The following is a 16,072-nucleotide window of genomic DNA, read 5'->3' as shown; positions in this document are numbered from 1 at the left end:
CTCCCCGCCGATGCTGCGGGCTTTGCGGCCCATGCCCGTTATCTCAAGGTTCGCGAGCGGACATCCTATGCCTTTGCCGTGGTGTCGGTGGCCGCTGCCCTGCGTCTCCAGGGCGGGGTGATCGAGGAGGCGCGGCTTGCACTGGGCGGCGTTGCAGCCAAGCCTTGGCGCTCGCTCGAAGCGGAGGCGATCCTGGCCGGTGCCACGCCGGATGAAGCCGTCTTCCAGCGCGCGGCGCAGGCTGCTCTCGCCGAGGCGAAGCCCTCGGGCGACAATGAATTCAAGATCGAACTGGCGCGCCGCACGCTCGTGCGCGCCCTGGCCGAGGCCGCGAAGGGGACGCCGGATCGCGTCCCCGCTCTGCCAGGTTCCCCTTTTTCAACCCTTCCCGGAGCACGCCGAGATGCCTGAACTCGTCACGCCCGACCTCAAGCCGAACCGGGCTCCCGCTCATGTCCGGCATGGTTCCAATATCGGCCAGCCTCTGACACGCCGCGACGGCGTGCTCAAGGTCACCGGCGCGGCGCGCTACGCCGCCGACAACCATCCTGGCGGCATGCTCTATGCCGTGATGGCCGTGGCGCAGATCGCCCGCGGCCGGGTTGCCTCTCTCGACATCCAGGCCGCCAAGGCCCATCCGGGCGTGGTGGAGGTGATGACACCGGATCACAAGCCGGCGCTGGCGCAGGATCCGGATGCCAAGGACCATCCCTTCATGTTCCGGCTGGACGTCCTGCAGAACGATCGCGTGCGCTATGCCGGCCAGCCGATCGCCGTGGTGATCGCCCAATCGCTGGAGGCTGCGACGGAAGGGGCTGCGCTGCTGGCGCCGCGCTACGAAGTCGAGACGGCGCGGGTCGGCCTCGACGGCGACAGTTTCGTACCCCCGGCTGTCGGTGTCGGCGGTCCGTCTGAAGCCGTGCATGGGGATATCGAAGGCGGTTTCGCGGCAGCGGACAAGCGGATCGAAGCCGTCTATGAGACGCCCGCCCAGTACCACAATCCGATCGAGCCGCACGCCATCGTCGCGCATTGGCAGGACGACAGCCTGTCGATCGACACACCCAGCCAGGGCATGGCGATGGCGCAGGGCCGCATTGCCGGTCTCTTCGGCATCGCACCTGACAAGATCCATATCCGCAGCCCGTTTCTCGGCGGCGGCTTCGGCTGCAAGGGGCTGGTTGCCGGGCCTCAGATCCTGGGCATCATGGCGGCGCGTTTGGTCGGCCGGCCGGTGAAACTCGTGCTCAAGCGCGATCAGATGTACGGGCCGGTGGGCCATCGTGCCCCGACCCGGCAGACATTGCAGCTGGGGATTGCCGGAGATGGGGCGCTGACGGCGCTCGTCCATCACGCCAGGACGGCCTCCTCGACCTTCGACGATTTCTTCGAGCCTGCTGCCGGCGCTTCGCATGCGCTCTATGCCAGCCCCGCCATCGCGACCACCTATGACGCCGTGCGCACCGATACGGGAACCCCGCTGTTCATGCGGGCGCCCGGCGAGGCCTCAGGGTCCATTGCCCTGGAAAGCGCGATGGACGAGGCGGCCTGGGCAAGTGGCATCGATCCGCTCGAGTTCCGGCTCAGGAACTATGCCGAAATCGAACCGACCACCGGCAAGCCCTTCTCCTCCAAGGCCCTGCGCGAATGCTATGCGGAAGGCGCCAGGCGTTTCGGCTGGGCCGGCCGGCCGCTCGCACCCCGGCAGATGCGCGACGAGGCCGGCTTTCTCGTCGGCTGGGGCATGGGTACGGCCATCTTCCCGGCTTTGATGTTCCAGGCCGAGGCGCGGGCGGTGATCCGGCGCGACGGTTCCGGCCTGATGGAAACCGGCGCCCATGACATGGGGCAGGGGGCCTGGACGGCTTTGGCCCAGATTGCTGCCGACGGTCTGGGGCTCGACATCGACCAGGTGGAATTCCGGGCGGGTACCTCCGACCTGCCCGATGCCGGTATCGCCGGCGGTTCCGCGCATACGGCCACGGCCGGCGCGGCGATCCACGAAGCCGGTGCGGCGGTGATCGCCAAACTGGCGGAACTGGCCGTCGGCGACGAGCGCTCGCCGCTGTTTGGCGCCGGCAATGCCGGCGTGATCGCCCGAGAGGGCCGGCTCACCCGCCGGGACGATGAAAGCCGCAGCGAGAGCTATGCCGATATTCTCGGTCGTGCAGGCCTGGCGGAGATCGAGGCCAGGGGACGCGGCAGTGCCGATCCGGCGTCGCAGGCGAGCTACGCCATGCATGCCCATGGTGCCGTCTTCGCCGAGGTCAAGGTCGATCCCGATCTCGGGCAAGTGCGCGTCAGCCGGCTCGTCGGCGCCTTTGCGGCAGGCCGGATCATCAACCCCCATCTGGTCCGTAGCCAGTATCTCGGGGGCATGATCTGGGGCGTCTCCTTCGCCCTGCACGAGCATGCGGTGATCGATCACCGCTCCGGCCGGATCATGAATGCGGATCTTGCCGAATACCATGTACCCGTCAATGCCGATGTACCATCGCTGGAGGCCCTCCTGATCGAGGAACATGATCCCCATGTGAATGCGCTCGGCATCAAGGGCGTCGGCGAAATCGGCATCACCGGCACGGCGGGCGCGGTGGCCAATGCCATCTGGCATGCGACCGGCAAGCGTGTGAGGCATTTCCCGATCGCCATCGAGGAGCTGATCTAAGTAACGAGGTCATTCCGCGCGCGGCGTAGCACAAAGTGATGCGCTGCAGACGCGGAACCGCATTGAATAAAGCCTCATACGGCTTGCGGTCCCGGATCTGCGCAGCATCACTTCGTGCTGCAGCGCGTCCGGGATGACGGCCTAGACCCGGTCGCAGAGCATCTCCCGGGCGGCGTTGTGCCCGGGGGCGCCGGTGACGCCGCCGCCGGGATGGGTGCCGGAGCCGCAGATATAGAGCCCCTTCACGGGCGTGCGGTAATCGCCATAGCCGAGCATCGGCCGGGCCGAGAACAACTGGTCGAGCGACAGGGTGCCATGGAAGATGTCGCCGCCGACAAGTCCGAACACCCGTTCGAGGTCGAGGGGGGTCAGCACCTGGCGCCCGAGCACGCTCTGCTTGAAGCCAGGCGCATAGCGCTCGACCGTATCGATCATCAGGTCGGCGACCTTATCGCGATGGGCATCCCAGCTCCCGCCGTTCGGCAGGTACGGCGCCACATATTGGCAGAACAGGCTGGCGACGTGCTGGCCCTTGGGTGCGAGCGTGTCGTCGAGCGTGGAGGGGATCAGCATTTCGACGATGGGCTGCCGGCTCCAGCCATGGCGGCGTGCTTCCAGGAAGGCATCTTCCATATAGTCGAGGCTTGGCCCGATGATGATGCCGGCGGTGTGGTGGATGCCCTGTTCGCGGCCCGGCAGGGCGGTAAAGCTGGGCAATTCGGAGAGCGCCACATTCATGCGCAGCACGCCCGAGCCGCATTTGAAGCGGCGGATGCGCTGCAGGAAATCGGCCGGGACGGCTTCTTCGGGCACGATCTTGTCGAAGAGCAGGCGCGGGCCGATATTGGCGGCGACGGCCTTGGCCCGGATGACGCGGCCATCCTCCAGTTCCACCCCGGCCGTGACGCCCTTCTCCACGATGAGACGGCGGACCGGTGCGTCCGTTTCGATCTCGGCGCCGGCCTCGCGGGCCGCCTTGGCCATGGCCTGGGTGATCGCGCCCATGCCGCCGATGGCATGGCCCCAGGCACCCTTCTTGCCGTTCACTTCGCCGAAGACGTGGTGCAGCAGTACATAGGCCGAACCCGGCGTCGAGGGAGCGGTATAGGAGCCGACGATGGAATCGAAGCCGAACAGCACCTTCGCCTCGGGGCTTTCGAACCAGCCGTCGAGATAATCGCTTGCCGATTTGGTGAAGAGGTCGAGCAGCACGCGGCGATGATGCATGTCGAGCTTGGATAGCCGACGCCCGAGTTTTCCGGCACGCAGCAATTCCGGCAGCGAGCCGAACCAGCCATCGTCGGAGACGTTGGGCGGCGTCTCCAGGATGAGGTCGCGCAATACGTCGGCGATGGCATCGATTTCGTCGCAATAGGCCGGGAAACGCGCCGCATCCTTCTCGCTGAACTTGGCGATTTCGCCCTGCGTACGGCCTTCGCCGGAGAGGATGTAGCGCCCATCGGGGAAGGGGAAGAAATTCGAGGCCTGGCGTTCCACCACCTTCAGGCCATGGCGCTCCAGCTCCATGTCGCGGATGACCTTGGGATTGAGCAGGCTGACGGTGTAGGAGGCCACCGAGTTGCGGAAGCCGGGATGGAACTCCTCCGTCACCGCGGCACCGCCGACGACGGAGCGGCGCTCCAGTACCTTCACCCGCCGGCCGGCCCGGGCGAGGTAATAGGCGCAGGTCAGGCCGTTATGGCCACCGCCGATGATGACCGCGTCATAGGGGGTATCGGCGGTGCGAACAACTGGTGAAGAAGCGTCGGCCAATTCTTCGAAGCCTTTTCGTTATGGCGCAGCGGCTGGCACCGCGGACGTCCCGTCCGCTCTGCCTGTCCAACCAGCGGGGCGTTGCGAGAAGCGGACGGGACGTCCGCGGTCCCAGCCGCGGCACTTCCCGGTACCATCAGCCGCGGGCAGCTTCGAGGATGTGCTTGCACTCGCCGAGTTCCAGCAACACCGTCTGCAGCCGCCTGCGACGTTCGTCGCTCAGCGACAATCCATTGCCGCTTTCCGCCTGCGTGACCGGAGGCGCCGCGGGGCGCGGCTCATTGCGCATGGGCGGGCCTGCCAGGGACGACAGCGGCAGCGAGGCCTGGGCTGGCGGTGGCTCGTAAGCTTCGGGTTCTTCGTCGAAGACGGGCTCGATCCGATCATCGCCCTCGTCATAGTCTCCGGCCGGATCACCCAGCGCAGGAGCCTCCGCCTCCGGCCATTCGGCCCGCTCGCGGCGGCGCTCTTCCTCGTCCGCCCGCGGGATCACGGCGACGGGGGGCACATAGTCCTCGTTCTGCGCCCGGCCGATCTCGATCACGTGCCGATTGCCGCGCTCCTTGAGGATGCGCTGCACGCCCTTGATGGTGTAGCCCTCACCATAGAGATAGTAGCGAATGCCCTTGAGCAGATCGATGTCGTCAGGGCGATAATAGCGACGCCCACCACCGCGCTTCAGCGGCTTGATCTGGCTGAAGCGGGTTTCCCAGAAGCGCAGGACGTGCTGGGGCAGGTCGAGATCCTCGGCGACCTCGCTGATGGTGCGGAACGCGTCAGGTGCTTTTTCCATGCTGCCGGACTCCCGAGCGGAAAGCGGCGAATCGTGCCTTTCCCCTATCACTCGTCCGATTCTGTGATGAAAGACAAGCGTTTATCACTTGTTTCCAACCCAAAACATCATCGAGTGGTAGTTTGAAACCGTTTGAAGGGGGAAAGAGACGCCCATTGCCGACAGGTGAGACAACTATAACTGCCGGTCGCGTCAGGGATGCCTGGCCATGCAGACAACTGGCGCCGGCAGACCGGAATTTCCTATCTCGCAGAAAACAGGACTGATCAGTCCATTATCGATTTGGCTGGCTAGGCGCCATGCCCGACTAGTCATCGGCAATGCCGTCGACATTCTCACCATTGATCTGCGCCTTGAGAATGTTGGAAGGCTTGAAGACCATGACGCGACGCGGGGAGATCGGCACTTCCTTGCCGGTCTTGGGATTGCGGCCGATACGCTCGCCCTTGGAGCGCACGACGAAGGAGCCGAAGGACGACAGCTTCACCGTCTCGCCCCGTTCGAGGCAACTGGAGATTTCATGCAGGACCATCTCGACCAGTTCCGACGACTCGGTCCGCGACAGGCCTACTTTCTGGTAAACCGCTTCGCAAAGATCTGCTCTTGTGACGGTATTTCCCGCCATCGCTTTCATGCCCCACGTTGGACAGGCTCCATGAAGAGGCCACCTGTCTGTTATCCGTTCGATGCAGCCCGGAACTGCGGGGAGCCTGTCCCGCCACGAATCCGCCCCGCAAATCATCCCAGCAGGGCCGGCACTGAAGTCCCGACTCTATGTCACTGAAAACGCGAAGCTATTGACGAAATCGGTCAAGGTCAACCACCAATCGAAACCGGTGTTCGCTTCGACCTCGGTCAGGCAACCGTCAAATTCGTCAGACTACCAGCGGATCAGGGCCGCGCCCCAGGTGAAGCCGCCGCCCATGGCCTCCAGCAGGACGAGGTCTCCTCGCTTGATGCGCCCGTCCTTGACGGCCGTATCGAGCGCCAGGGGAATCGAGGCCGAGGAGGTGTTGGCATGCTCGGCAACGGTAAGCACCACCTTCTCCGGCGGCAGGCCAAGCTTTTCGGCCGTGGCGTGGATGATGCGGGCATTGGCCTGGTGCGGCACGAACCAATCCACCGCGTCATAGGGCAGGCCGAGATCGTCCATGGTGTCGATGATGATCTGCGGCACCATGCCGACGGCGAGCTTGAAGACTTCCTTGCCGTCCATGCGCAGCTTGCCGACCGTGCCGGTGGTGGAGGCGCCGCCATCGACATAGAGCTTCGATTTGTGCCGCCCGTCCGAACGCAGCTTGGTGGCCAGCACGCCCTGATCGTGGATCGAACCGTCATTCATCGTGGCTTCGACGACCACGGCGCCGGCGCCGTCGCCGAACAGCACGCAGGTGGTACGATCCGACCAGTCCAGAATGCGGGAATAGGTCTCGGCGCCGATGACGAGCGCATGCTTGGCCGAACCCGAACGCAGGAAATTGTCGGCGATGGAAAGCCCGTAGACGAAGCCGGTGCACACGGCCTGAACGTCGAAGGCAGCGCCGCCCGTCATGCCGATATTGGCCTGCACGGTTGTGGCCGTGGCCGGGAAGGTGTTGTCGGGCGTGGAAGTCGCCAGCACGATCAGGTCGATGTCGGAGCCTTTCAGGCCGGCATCGGCCAAAGCGCGCTCGGCCGCCTTGGTGGCGAGATGCGAGGTGAACTCGCCCTCTGCGGCCTGGTGGCGAGCGCGGATGCCGGTGCGCTGCACGATCCACTCGTCGGAGGTGTCGACAAGCTTGGACAGCTCGTCATTGGTGACGCGTTTCTCGGGCAGATAGGAGCCGATGCCCCGGATAACAGAACGGATTGTCGCCATTATGCAGCGTCCGGATTGCTGGCGGCGGCCATCACGGCGCGGTGGTCGAAGCTCAGGCTTTCGGTGATTTTCGTCATGAGTTCTTGTTTCACCATATCATAGGCGAGATCGATGGCGGCAGCGTAGCCTTCGGCATTGGCGCCGCCATGGCTCTTGATCACGATGCCGTTGAGGCCCAGGAAGACACCGCCATTGACACGGTTGGGATCGAGTTTTTCGCGCAGGGCCTGGAAGGCGCCGCGGGCGAAGAGGTAGCCGATACGCGCCATCAGGGTGCGCGACATCGCCGAACGCAGATAGGAGCCGATCTGCTTGGCCGTGCCTTCGGCGGTCTTGAGCGCGATATTGCCGGCAAAACCTTCGGTCACCACCACGTCGACGGTGCCCTTGCCAAGGTCGTCACCCTCGACGAAACCATGATAGGTCAAATCGGGCAGGCTGGTCTCGCGCAAGATGCGGCCGGCTTCACGCACCATTTCGAGGCCCTTGACCTCCTCGACGCCGACATTGAGCAGGCCGACGGTGGGGCGCTCCACGCCCAGCACGATACGGGCCATGGCCGCGCCCATCACCGCCATGTCGATCAGGGCATTGGAATCGGCGCCGATGGAGGCTCCGACGTCGAGCACGATCGATTCGCCCCGCAAGGTCGGCCACAGCGCGGCGATGGCGGGACGGTCGATTTCGGCGAGCGTGCGCAGGCAGAAGCGCGCCATCGCCATCAGCGCGCCGGTGTTGCCGGCCGAGACGGTGGCGTCGGCCTCGTCCTTGTTGATCGCATCGATCGCCAGCCACATCGAGGATTTCTTGCGGCCATAGCGCAGGGCGTGGCTCGGCTTGTCGTCCATGCGGATGGCGACTTCGGTGTGATGGACGCTGGAAACGGCCTGAAGGCGCGGACGGGTGGCCAGCAGTGGGGCGATGGCGGCCTCATCCCCATAGAAGGAGAAGCTCAGGTCGGGATGGCGGGTCAGGGCCAGCTCGGCAGCCGGAATCACGACCGTGGGGCCGTGGTCGCCCCCCATCGCGTCGAGAGCGATACGAATTTTCGAAGCCCGATTGTCGGAAGCCATGAAGTGTTCGGTTGCCCTGTTGCGTCTGGCCGCTGTGCACGGCGGGGGAGGCGCTGCGTTTTGCAGCAAAAGACCATGCACCACAAGAGTGTAGCGAAGGTTGACGGCCGGAATTTAGGCACGGCCAGGATGTGGAAGCTGTCGATTGACCGATTCTCACGTCAAAATCATGGTGAGGAAGGGGGCGATTGCAAGAAAATGCCTGCCTGTCTCGCCTCGCCCTGCCGGACACTTTCTCGGGTGCTCAGGACGCCAGCCGGAACTCCCCGCCGGCAGCGGCCCTGCGGACGGCCGCCAGGGTGGCCGCGCGATCCTGCCCTTGCGTTGCGATGACATGGCGTTCGAGCGAGCCCAGATCGGAGAATTGTCGGTGCAGCGCCGTGATCGCCTCGGGATCGCTCAGGGTGTCGCCACCGCGCAGGCGGCAGCGTTCGATAGCAGACGCCAAAGGAGGGCGCAGCACTACATAGTGCACCGGCAGGGCGAGCGTCCGGAAGGGCGGCAGGAACCAGGGACCGACAATGCCGTCCAGGATCACGAAATAGCCGCCGCGGGCATAGGCTTGTGCCGCGCCGGCCAGAACGTCGATCACCACCGCATTCTGATGGTGGGCTTCAGGCAGGTAGGGCGCGATCGCGCCATTCTTGATGAAATGCCAGAAATCGTCGGCATGCAGATGCACCGCCGGCGCGCCGGGCTCGGAGGCGAGGGCTTGCGCCGTGGTGGTCTTTCCCGAACCCGGAGGGCCGGTGAGAATGAGGATCTGGCCTGCAGGATCGGGCATCGGCTCGAGCAACAATCGGAGGAGGACGAAGATCCCAGCCTTAATAGGCTTGCGACAGGGGAGCGCAAGTCTTTGGCGCCGTGGTTGCAGGCCTGCTGATCCCGGGAGCCGCCGCTAAGGGCGTCAGCACTCCACCGCATTGACGGCGAGACCGCCTTGCGAGGTTTCCTTGTATTTGGACTGCATGTCCGCGCCGGTGACGCGCATCGTGGCGATCACCTGGTCGAGGCTGACCTTGTGGGTGCCATCGCCGCGCAAGGCGAGGGAAGCGGCGGCGATCGCCTTGTTGGCGCCGAAGGCGTTGCGCTCGATGCAGGGAATCTGCACCAGGCCGCCGATCGGGTCGCAGGTCATGCCGAGATGGTGCTCCATGCCGATCTCGGCCGCGTTCTCGACCTGGGCGATATTGCCGCCGAGTGCGGCCGCAAGCCCGCCCGCCGCCATCGAGGCGGCAACACCGACCTCGCCCTGGCAGCCAACCTCCGCCCCCGAGATCGAGGCGTTCATCTTGAACAGCATGCCGATTGCGGCGGCCGTGAGCAGGAATTCATCGGCGCCGGCTTCCGAATAGTCGCAGAAATCCCGATAGTAGCGCAGTACCGCCGGCACGATGCCGGCCGCGCCATTGGTGGGGGCCGTCACCACCCGCCCGCCGGCAGCGTTCTCCTCGTTCACGGCGATGGCGAAGAGGGAGACCCAGTCCATCACCTCGTGCGGGGCGCGGACATTGCGGCCGATATCGGTGAGCAGGCGATCGTGCAGGGCCTTGGCGCGGCGCTTCACGCGCAGTCCGCCCGGCAATTCGCCTTCCTGGCTCATGCCGCGGTCGATGGCGGCATTCATGACGGACCGGATGCCGGCGAGGCGCTCGCGGATGGTGGCTTCGGGCTGGCTCGCCATTTCATTGGCGAGCACGATGCCGCCGATGCTCAGATTGTGCTCGACACCAAGGCGCAGCAGGTCGGCGCTGCTGCGGAAAGGGTAGGGGACATCCACCTCCGCACGGGCCACGGCGCTTTCGCCCTCGGCCAGCACGAAGCCGCCGCCGATGGAATAGTAGAATTCGGTGGCGAGGGCAGCCCCGCCCTCGCCCAAGGCCGTGAAGGACAGGGTGTTGGGATGGCCCTTGGGCTGCGTCTTGCGATCGAAGACGATGTCGCGGTTGCGCTCGAAGCTCATCGCCCGGCGTCCGCCGAGCGCGAGCATACCCTTGCTGGTGGCATCTTCGACGATCGCGGCGACGGCTTCGGGATCGACGGTTTCAGGCTCCTCGCCGGCGAGGCCGAGGATCACGGCGATATCGCTGGCATGGCCGTGACCGGTCCAGGCCAGCGAGCCGTAAAGCACGGTTTCGATCCGATGGGTGTGGATGAAATGGCCCTGCTTGCGGAGCGATTGCACGAAGCGATTGGCGGCGCGCATGGGGCCGACGGTGTGCGAAGACGAGGGGCCGATGCCGATTTTGAAGATGTCGAAGACACTGATCATCGGCTCTGAGTTCCCACCAAACTGTTGCAGCTGGACCCTCACAATCGAAACACACCACGACTTAGTGGAGCGTAACAGATGTTACACCAACTTTCATTGCACAGGAAACTTGCGCGAAGGGGCCCGAATTGCTACCCCAAAACCGACGCCGGTTTAGCTCAGCTGGTAGAGCAACCGCCTTGTAAGCGGTAGGTCGCGAGTTCAAGTCCCGCAACCGGCACCAAAAACGCCTTCAAACTCGAATGTTTGCAGACCAGCTGCGCGGGGCGATGGGCCGTTGCCGGGATCCGGATATCATCCCGCATAAGCGAAATAGACCTTTCCCCGTGCCGGATCGACGATCGTGACGCTCCCGTCGCGGCCATAGGCATAGAATGAGCCGCCCGCCTGAATGGCTTGGTCAACTTCGGCGTCACGGCCTTTCTCGATGGATATGAAAAAGCCGTATCGTCCCAGATACTCTGCGATCGTGGGAGAGTGAAAGGGGCACGGGGCTGCTCCCTTCTTTTGAGGGGTATCGTCATGGGGATGCCAGCGCTCGTCGCAGGTATCGCTGACAGGTGTCCGGTGCCACTGGGCGGTGCCGCGCGCAAGCCTGTCGCCGAGCAGTCCGCCTTGATCTCTTGCCCATTCCGCACTTTGTCCGGTGAGACGGTAGACAACGAAGCCGGTTTCGTTGTCGCCCGGCATGAAACCCAGGCCCCATGACTCCTCGAGCCGATACTCCACCGCGGCGACCTCGAGTGGCCGAGGTAAGCGGTCGAGCAGCATCTGGCGGTCGCAGGCCCCGACGGCGAGTATGGTCAGGCCAATCAGAACAACAGCAGGCATCGCGAACGTAAGGAGTCTGGCCGCCCGCCTCGGCGAAGGCTTTCGCCAGGCCTGGCAGGCAACGTACATCAGGAAGAGCACGAGGCTTACCGGCAGCAGGCAGACGAGAGCGATGACCGTGATGAGAGCAAGAATCGGGAGCAATGCCGATGATCTCCTGTCGACCTGGGGGAAGGTTCCGGACGCGTTGCGACCGTGTCAGCCAGGAGATATCGCGGCAACGAGTACGTCTTGCGGTGGCCGGATCATCGAAACTTTGCAAGGGCCGTGGAAAATCAAAGCAAACGCCCCGCCATCGTTCGCGGCTCGAGCCCGGATGACCCGTCCGGTTGCTCTCTAACTCTTTGTTTTGACGCGTTTTCTTAATCGAAAAGTCTATCAACTTTTCTGGAAAACGCTCTAGGTGGTTAGTCCCTTACCGCCTATCTTGCTCGGTATAGCCTTGATGCGCGGTTAGATAGGACCGAAACATAATCGTGAGTTGTTTTTCGGCCTCGATGCCGTTTTCCGGGCTTAGAACGCGGTGGCAAAAGGCTGGAACCGTTCCGTAGAGGGCTGCAGTCAGTGTATGGGCCGACAGGCCGGGATCTTCCAAACGCACCCCGCTAGAGTTGCTCAGTGTGGCCGCTATTACACTTGAGCTTTGCTGAACTGCCCGCTCGATCATTTCGCGAGCGTCCAGTTCCAGGGCAATCCGATAGAGAGCGGGAGAAATCTCGGCGTGCGCCAACTGTGTCTGAAGGTAGGCCCTGACGACGGTCTCGGCCGTTGTCTCGACACTACACTGGCGGCTCTCGTTACAAGCCCTCTCGACGGCGGCCGTAAGTTTCGCGAGATGTCTTTCAAGCACCGCATAGAGCAAAGCCTGTTTATTCGGGAAATATTGGTACAGCGTTCCCACCGAAACGCCTGCACGGCGTGCTACGCGCGTGGTGTTCAGGCGAATGAGGCCGTCGCTTGATAAAACCTGAAGGGTTGCCTCGAAAATTGCGTCCACGGTGGCAATGGAGCGACCCTGACGCGGGGATTTCCGGGGAGTTAGGAGGGGCAAGGAGCCGTTTTTCATAAGCGAATGCAAAACCTGAATGAAGCTTCATATCTATCTGATGTCCCCGCCACTTCAGCAACAGCGCTGCGCGGGCAGGGCGATCCAAGACGAATTGGAGACGGATATGGGTAGATTGGACGGAAAAGTCGCTGTCATCACCGGCGGAAACTCAGGAATGGGCCTGGCGACGGCCAGATTGTTTGTACGCGAAGGCGCAAAAGTCGTCATTACTGGTCGTGATCAATCGACCCTCGAGGCAGCGGCGCAAAGCCTCGGAAACGGCACCGACGCGATCCGCAGCGATTTTTCCAAGATGTCAGACATCGAGGCTCTTCGCGACAATGTCGAAAGAAGGCATGGCCGTGTCGACGTAATTTTTGCTAACGCTGGCGGGGCAAAGCCGAACATGTTCGAGTACATGTCGGAGGAAGAGTTCGATTTCACAATCGTAAACACCTTCAAAGGGACCTACTTCACGGTGCAAAAGCTGTTGCCGTTGATGAAGTCTGGTGGCTCGATCGTCCTGAACACGTCAACCCTGAGCAGGCAGGGGCGCCCCTATGTCAGTGTTTATTCGGCAGGGAAGGCGGCCATTCGCTCTCTGGCCCGGTCGCTCGCAGTGGAGCTGACTGAGAAAGGGATTCGCGTGAATGCAATGGCTCCAGGATATATCGACACGGATCAGGCCCGTAAGGCGGGAATGAGCGCGGAGATGATCGAGCAGACAAAGTTGCAGGTGCACGCCCAAATTCCAATGCATCGCAGTGGCACCATCGACGAGATCGCAAAGGCTGTGTTGTTCCTAGCCTCCGATGATTCGTCCTACCTCACGGGCAGTGAGTTGTGTGTCGATGGCGGTTGGGCCCAGATCTGACTGTGCTGCCGGCGCTCGTCGCGAGCGCCGGCTTCAATTTGCGGAGTGTATGTCGCCGTTGCCGTCTTCAGACGATTCCTATGATTTGTCGGTGGTACCGACCCGTACAGCGCGCCGCTTCTTTGCGCCCTTGACGAGCAGCTTCTCGCTCGCTTCCACATAGATCGGTGGCACGAGCGATTTGCGGTGCGATTGGGCGCAGATCTCCTGGCGGGTGCCTGCGATCGGCTGTCTGAAAAGCCGTGACAGGGCGCGAAAGCCCACGGCTGGGGGGCGGCGATGATGGTGGATGGCGACCACGGTCGCCCTCGTCTCATTGCGTTCAGCCGAGTTCTTCGGCAAGGCCGATGAGCAGCCCGCCAGGCCCGCGGATGTAGCAGAGCCGATAAGCGTCCTTATATTGGACGACGTCGCCGACGAGCTGCGCGCCGCGGTGGCGGAGCCTTTCGAGTGTTTCGTCGATGTCGTCCACGGTGAACATGGCGCGGAGGTAGCCCAGGGCGTTGACCGGGGCGTTGCGGTGATCTGCGACGAAAGGCGGTGTGAGGAAGCGGGATAGCTCGAGCCGACTGTGGCCGTCCGGCGTGCGCATCATGGCAATCTCGACGCTCTGATTGCCGAGTCCGGTGACCTGTCCGGCCCATTCGCCTTCGATCGTGGCCCGCCCTTCGAGCTCAAGGCCGAGCTCGCGAAAGAAATCGATCGTCTCGACGAGGTCCTCGACGACGATTCCTATATTGTCCATCCGCTTGAGTGCCATCCCTTCAATCTACAAGCGGCCGTCCAGGCCGTAAACGCTTAAACTTCGTGGGCGAGGGGGCTGGCGCCACGCATCAGCGGTCCCTTTCCAGCTTGTCGTGACTCCAACAAGCAGCATCAATCTGCCGTCGGGGGCCTTAGATGGCTAAATATAGCCCGGCCCGTTTTCAATCGAGACAGGCGGCGACAGATCTCCAGCCGGTAAAGCAGGCCTGCAGGCCCCCGCCGGGCATAGGCCGGGAAAGCACGAGTACATTGTTACCGCCCAGGAAGCGGAAAGTATCGTTCTCTATCGTTGCCGAGGGAATGGGATGACAAAAATAAAGCGCCGCACCTGTTGGGGAGGTGCGGCGCCCGAATAGAAATCAAACTATGCAATATCGAAAAGCGCAAACACGCTTTCATCTACTCTTAGGTGCTAACAATCGTTACCAAACTGACGATACGCTTGAACACTTACCGTGGAAGACCCGCAATCCAATCAAACGATTGCCGTGCCATCCATGAATGCCTTTATAAGACGCTTCGTCTCCAAATGCAAGAGATATGAAACGGGGCGTCTTGAAATTTTCGTGAGGTGAGGCGGTTGCGCATTTCGTACCTGGCATGAGCGGACATCCCGGGTATCGGCCGTTCGCGGCCGCCGCTTCAGCAATTTTCAGCCGCCGGCACGGGAGGCAACGTCGCCATGCAAGGTCAGGTTGATTGAAAACAAGCAGAAATGCGTTTATATATGAGACATTACGTCTAGATTATATTCTTGACATTTATAGGAGTTGTCGGTGGCCATTGCGCAGCAGGCGGCACGACCCGTCGGAAGACCGCGCTGCATGGAAACGCACAAGGCGATTTTGCATGCAGCGGCCGAATTGCTCGAACGCGCTCCCTATCGCGATATCTCGGTCGAACGCATCGCGGCTCTCGCCGGGGTGGGCAAGCAGACCATCTATCGCTGGTATGACAGCAAGGCCGATCTTCTGCTCGACGCCTATCTTGCCCGTTGCACCGAGGTGCTGCCGCCCATGGTCGCCGGCGGCGAGCCCATGGTGAATTTCCGCAACTATGTGCGTCGCCTGGCTGAATATCTCAGCGATCCGATGATGGAAGGCGCCTCCAGGGCCCTGCTGGCAGAGGCGCAGTTCGAGCGGCCGTTCCGGGAACGCTTCAGCGAGATCGTCATGAAGCGCCGCCAGGAAATCGCCCGGGCCTTCGTGATCTCGGCCATGCACAAGAAGCAGATCCGCGACGATGTCGATCCGGATACCGTGCTCGACCTGATCATGTCGCCGATCTTCCAGCGTTTCCACACCACCGTGACGCCGCCCGATGTGGCCTATGTCGACAAGATCTTCGACATGGTGCTGGCGGGGCTGGCCATACGAAACGAGCCTGCGGCCAAGGTTGCCGCCGAGTAATCCGGGATCGACAGCGAGGCCTTTCCGCCGCCATCCTATAGACGTCAGGTGCCGAAAATCTGCCGGCGCCCGTCCATCAGCGTGGCGACCTCCTCTGCCGCGAGAGGGGCGTAGCCATGGCTGTCCACGCCGACATCGAGGCTGTAGCCGAAGGGCTCGCGATCGAGGCGGCCATGCACATGCCCGAACAAGTGCCAGGCGCCACGCCAGGCCCCCGGCCATTCCCGCATGGGGTAATGGCACATCACGATCGTCTGGCCCTTCCAGCGCAATTCCTTGATCTCGGTGATCGAACGTAGGCGCCCGGTCGACTCAAGCTTGGCCTGGTCATCGTGATTGCCGAGAATGAGATGGATCTGGCCGTTGAGGCGTTCCAGATAGGCCTGCGCCGGCTTACCCGCGCGAAAGCTGAAATCTCCGATGTGATAGACCACGTCGTTCGGAGCGACCTTGGCGTTCCAGCGCGCGATCAAAGCCTCGTCCATCGCCTCGACGCCGTCGAAGGGGCGCTTGCACAGGCGGATGATCGATTCATGGCCGAAATGGGTGTCGGCGGTGAAAAAGAGCTTGCTCATTGGCGTGTCCATCGAGCGGCAGTGGGCCATCTTGCCTACAGCATCGAGCCTGATCTGTGAATCAGACTCGATGCTGTAAGTTCTTGTTGTCGCATCTCTTTTGCCGAAAACCGGCACCCACTTTTCGGCGCGA

General features: G+C 62.9%; 15 protein-coding genes, 1 tRNA gene and 1 pseudogene. 5 read left to right on the top strand and 12 right to left on the bottom strand.

What is annotated here, in order from left to right; translation table 11 throughout:
* Both BA190_RS34050 and BA190_RS34045 read left to right on the top strand, forming a co-directional pair.
* Positions 1-411 (top strand): annotated as a pseudogene (locus BA190_RS34050) (xanthine dehydrogenase family protein subunit M); the annotation flags it as partial.
* Positions 404-2,668 (top strand): xanthine dehydrogenase family protein molybdopterin-binding subunit, encoded by a 2,265-nt coding sequence (locus BA190_RS34045; RefSeq protein ID WP_068299352.1) that lies wholly within the window; start codon positions 404-406, stop codon positions 2,666-2,668. The pseudogene BA190_RS34050 and the gene BA190_RS34045, both read left to right, overlap by 8 nt.
* A gap of 141 nt (positions 2,669-2,809) precedes the next feature.
* Here the strand turns inward: BA190_RS34045 and BA190_RS34040 are convergent, their stop codons facing one another.
* From BA190_RS34040 to BA190_RS34010, 7 genes are all read right to left on the bottom strand, one after another.
* Positions 2,810-4,441 carry an NAD(P)/FAD-dependent oxidoreductase gene (locus BA190_RS34040; RefSeq protein ID WP_068299349.1) on the bottom strand — a complete coding sequence of 544 codons (1,632 nt, stop codon included), beginning with the start codon at positions 4,439-4,441 and terminating at the stop codon, positions 2,810-2,812.
* A gap of 136 nt (positions 4,442-4,577) precedes the next feature.
* A complete protein-coding gene (locus BA190_RS34035; protein WP_068299346.1) occupies positions 4,578-5,234 on the bottom strand; it encodes a MerR family transcriptional regulator in 657 nt (218 codons plus the stop codon).
* Between the two features lie 307 nt (positions 5,235-5,541).
* A complete protein-coding gene (locus BA190_RS34030) occupies positions 5,542-5,859 on the bottom strand; it encodes an integration host factor subunit alpha (RefSeq protein ID WP_068299343.1) in 318 nt (105 codons plus the stop codon).
* A 255-nt stretch (positions 5,860-6,114) separates the two neighbouring features.
* Positions 6,115-7,092, bottom strand: coding sequence for a beta-ketoacyl-ACP synthase III (locus BA190_RS34025; protein WP_068299340.1), 978 nt, complete (start codon positions 7,090-7,092; stop codon positions 6,115-6,117).
* The gene (gene plsX / locus BA190_RS34020; RefSeq protein WP_068299337.1) at positions 7,092-8,165 is read right to left on the bottom strand and encodes a phosphate acyltransferase PlsX; all 1,074 of its coding nucleotides are present in this window, start codon (positions 8,163-8,165) and stop codon (positions 7,092-7,094) included. The genes BA190_RS34025 and plsX overlap by 1 nt, the downstream gene beginning before the upstream one ends.
* Before the next feature lie 244 nt (positions 8,166-8,409).
* Entirely contained in the window at positions 8,410-8,949 is a 540-nt protein-coding gene (locus BA190_RS34015) for an AAA family ATPase (protein ID WP_068299361.1), read from the bottom strand.
* A 123-nt stretch (positions 8,950-9,072) separates the two neighbouring features.
* Positions 9,073-10,437: an L-serine ammonia-lyase gene (locus BA190_RS34010; RefSeq protein ID WP_068299334.1), complete on the bottom strand. Its 1,365-nt coding sequence runs from the start codon at positions 10,435-10,437 to the stop codon at positions 9,073-9,075.
* Between the two features lie 147 nt (positions 10,438-10,584).
* On the opposite strand from BA190_RS34010, the gene BA190_RS34005 reads away from it, so the two are divergent.
* A tRNA-Thr gene (locus tag BA190_RS34005) sits at positions 10,585-10,660 on the top strand.
* A gap of 71 nt (positions 10,661-10,731) precedes the next feature.
* Here BA190_RS34005 and BA190_RS34000 read toward each other — a convergent pair.
* Together BA190_RS34000 and BA190_RS33995 are read right to left on the bottom strand one after the other, a co-directional pair.
* Positions 10,732-11,412 carry a hypothetical protein gene (locus BA190_RS34000; protein WP_068299331.1) on the bottom strand — a complete coding sequence of 227 codons (681 nt, stop codon included), beginning with the start codon at positions 11,410-11,412 and terminating at the stop codon, positions 10,732-10,734.
* A gap of 271 nt (positions 11,413-11,683) precedes the next feature.
* Positions 11,684-12,265, bottom strand: a complete 582-nt coding sequence (locus tag BA190_RS33995; protein WP_245315043.1) for a TetR/AcrR family transcriptional regulator — start codon at positions 12,263-12,265, stop codon at positions 11,684-11,686.
* An 88-nt stretch (positions 12,266-12,353) separates the two neighbouring features.
* Here BA190_RS33995 and BA190_RS33990 point away from each other — a divergent pair, with 88 nt between their 5' ends.
* Positions 12,354-13,190, top strand: a complete 837-nt coding sequence (locus BA190_RS33990) for an SDR family oxidoreductase (protein ID WP_245315042.1) — start codon at positions 12,354-12,356, stop codon at positions 13,188-13,190.
* A 78-nt stretch (positions 13,191-13,268) separates the two neighbouring features.
* Here BA190_RS33990 and BA190_RS33985 read toward each other — a convergent pair whose 3' ends face one another.
* Both BA190_RS33985 and BA190_RS33980 read right to left on the bottom strand, forming a co-directional pair.
* The gene (locus BA190_RS33985) at positions 13,269-13,490 is read right to left on the bottom strand and encodes a hypothetical protein (protein WP_068299325.1); all 222 of its coding nucleotides are present in this window, start codon (positions 13,488-13,490) and stop codon (positions 13,269-13,271) included.
* A 22-nt stretch (positions 13,491-13,512) separates the two neighbouring features.
* Positions 13,513-13,950 carry a VOC family protein gene (locus BA190_RS33980; protein WP_068299321.1) on the bottom strand — a complete coding sequence of 146 codons (438 nt, stop codon included), beginning with the start codon at positions 13,948-13,950 and terminating at the stop codon, positions 13,513-13,515.
* A gap of 829 nt (positions 13,951-14,779) precedes the next feature.
* Between BA190_RS33980 and BA190_RS33975 the strand changes: the two genes are divergently transcribed.
* The gene (locus BA190_RS33975) at positions 14,780-15,364 is read left to right on the top strand and encodes a TetR/AcrR family transcriptional regulator (RefSeq protein ID WP_068299318.1); all 585 of its coding nucleotides are present in this window, start codon (positions 14,780-14,782) and stop codon (positions 15,362-15,364) included.
* 44 nt (positions 15,365-15,408) lie between these two features.
* On the opposite strand, the gene BA190_RS33970 is transcribed toward BA190_RS33975, so the two are convergent.
* Entirely contained in the window at positions 15,409-15,939 is a 531-nt protein-coding gene (locus BA190_RS33970) for a metallophosphoesterase family protein (protein ID WP_068299355.1), read from the bottom strand.
* Positions 15,940-16,072: the final 133 nt, after the last annotated feature.

Source organism: Labrys sp. WJW, from assembly GCF_001676615.1.
In the GTDB taxonomy this organism is placed as follows: domain Bacteria; phylum Pseudomonadota; class Alphaproteobacteria; order Rhizobiales; family Labraceae; genus Labrys; species Labrys sedimenti.
Note: the sequence above shows the minus strand (reverse complement) of the source record. Positions and strands in the feature narration are given on the sequence as shown.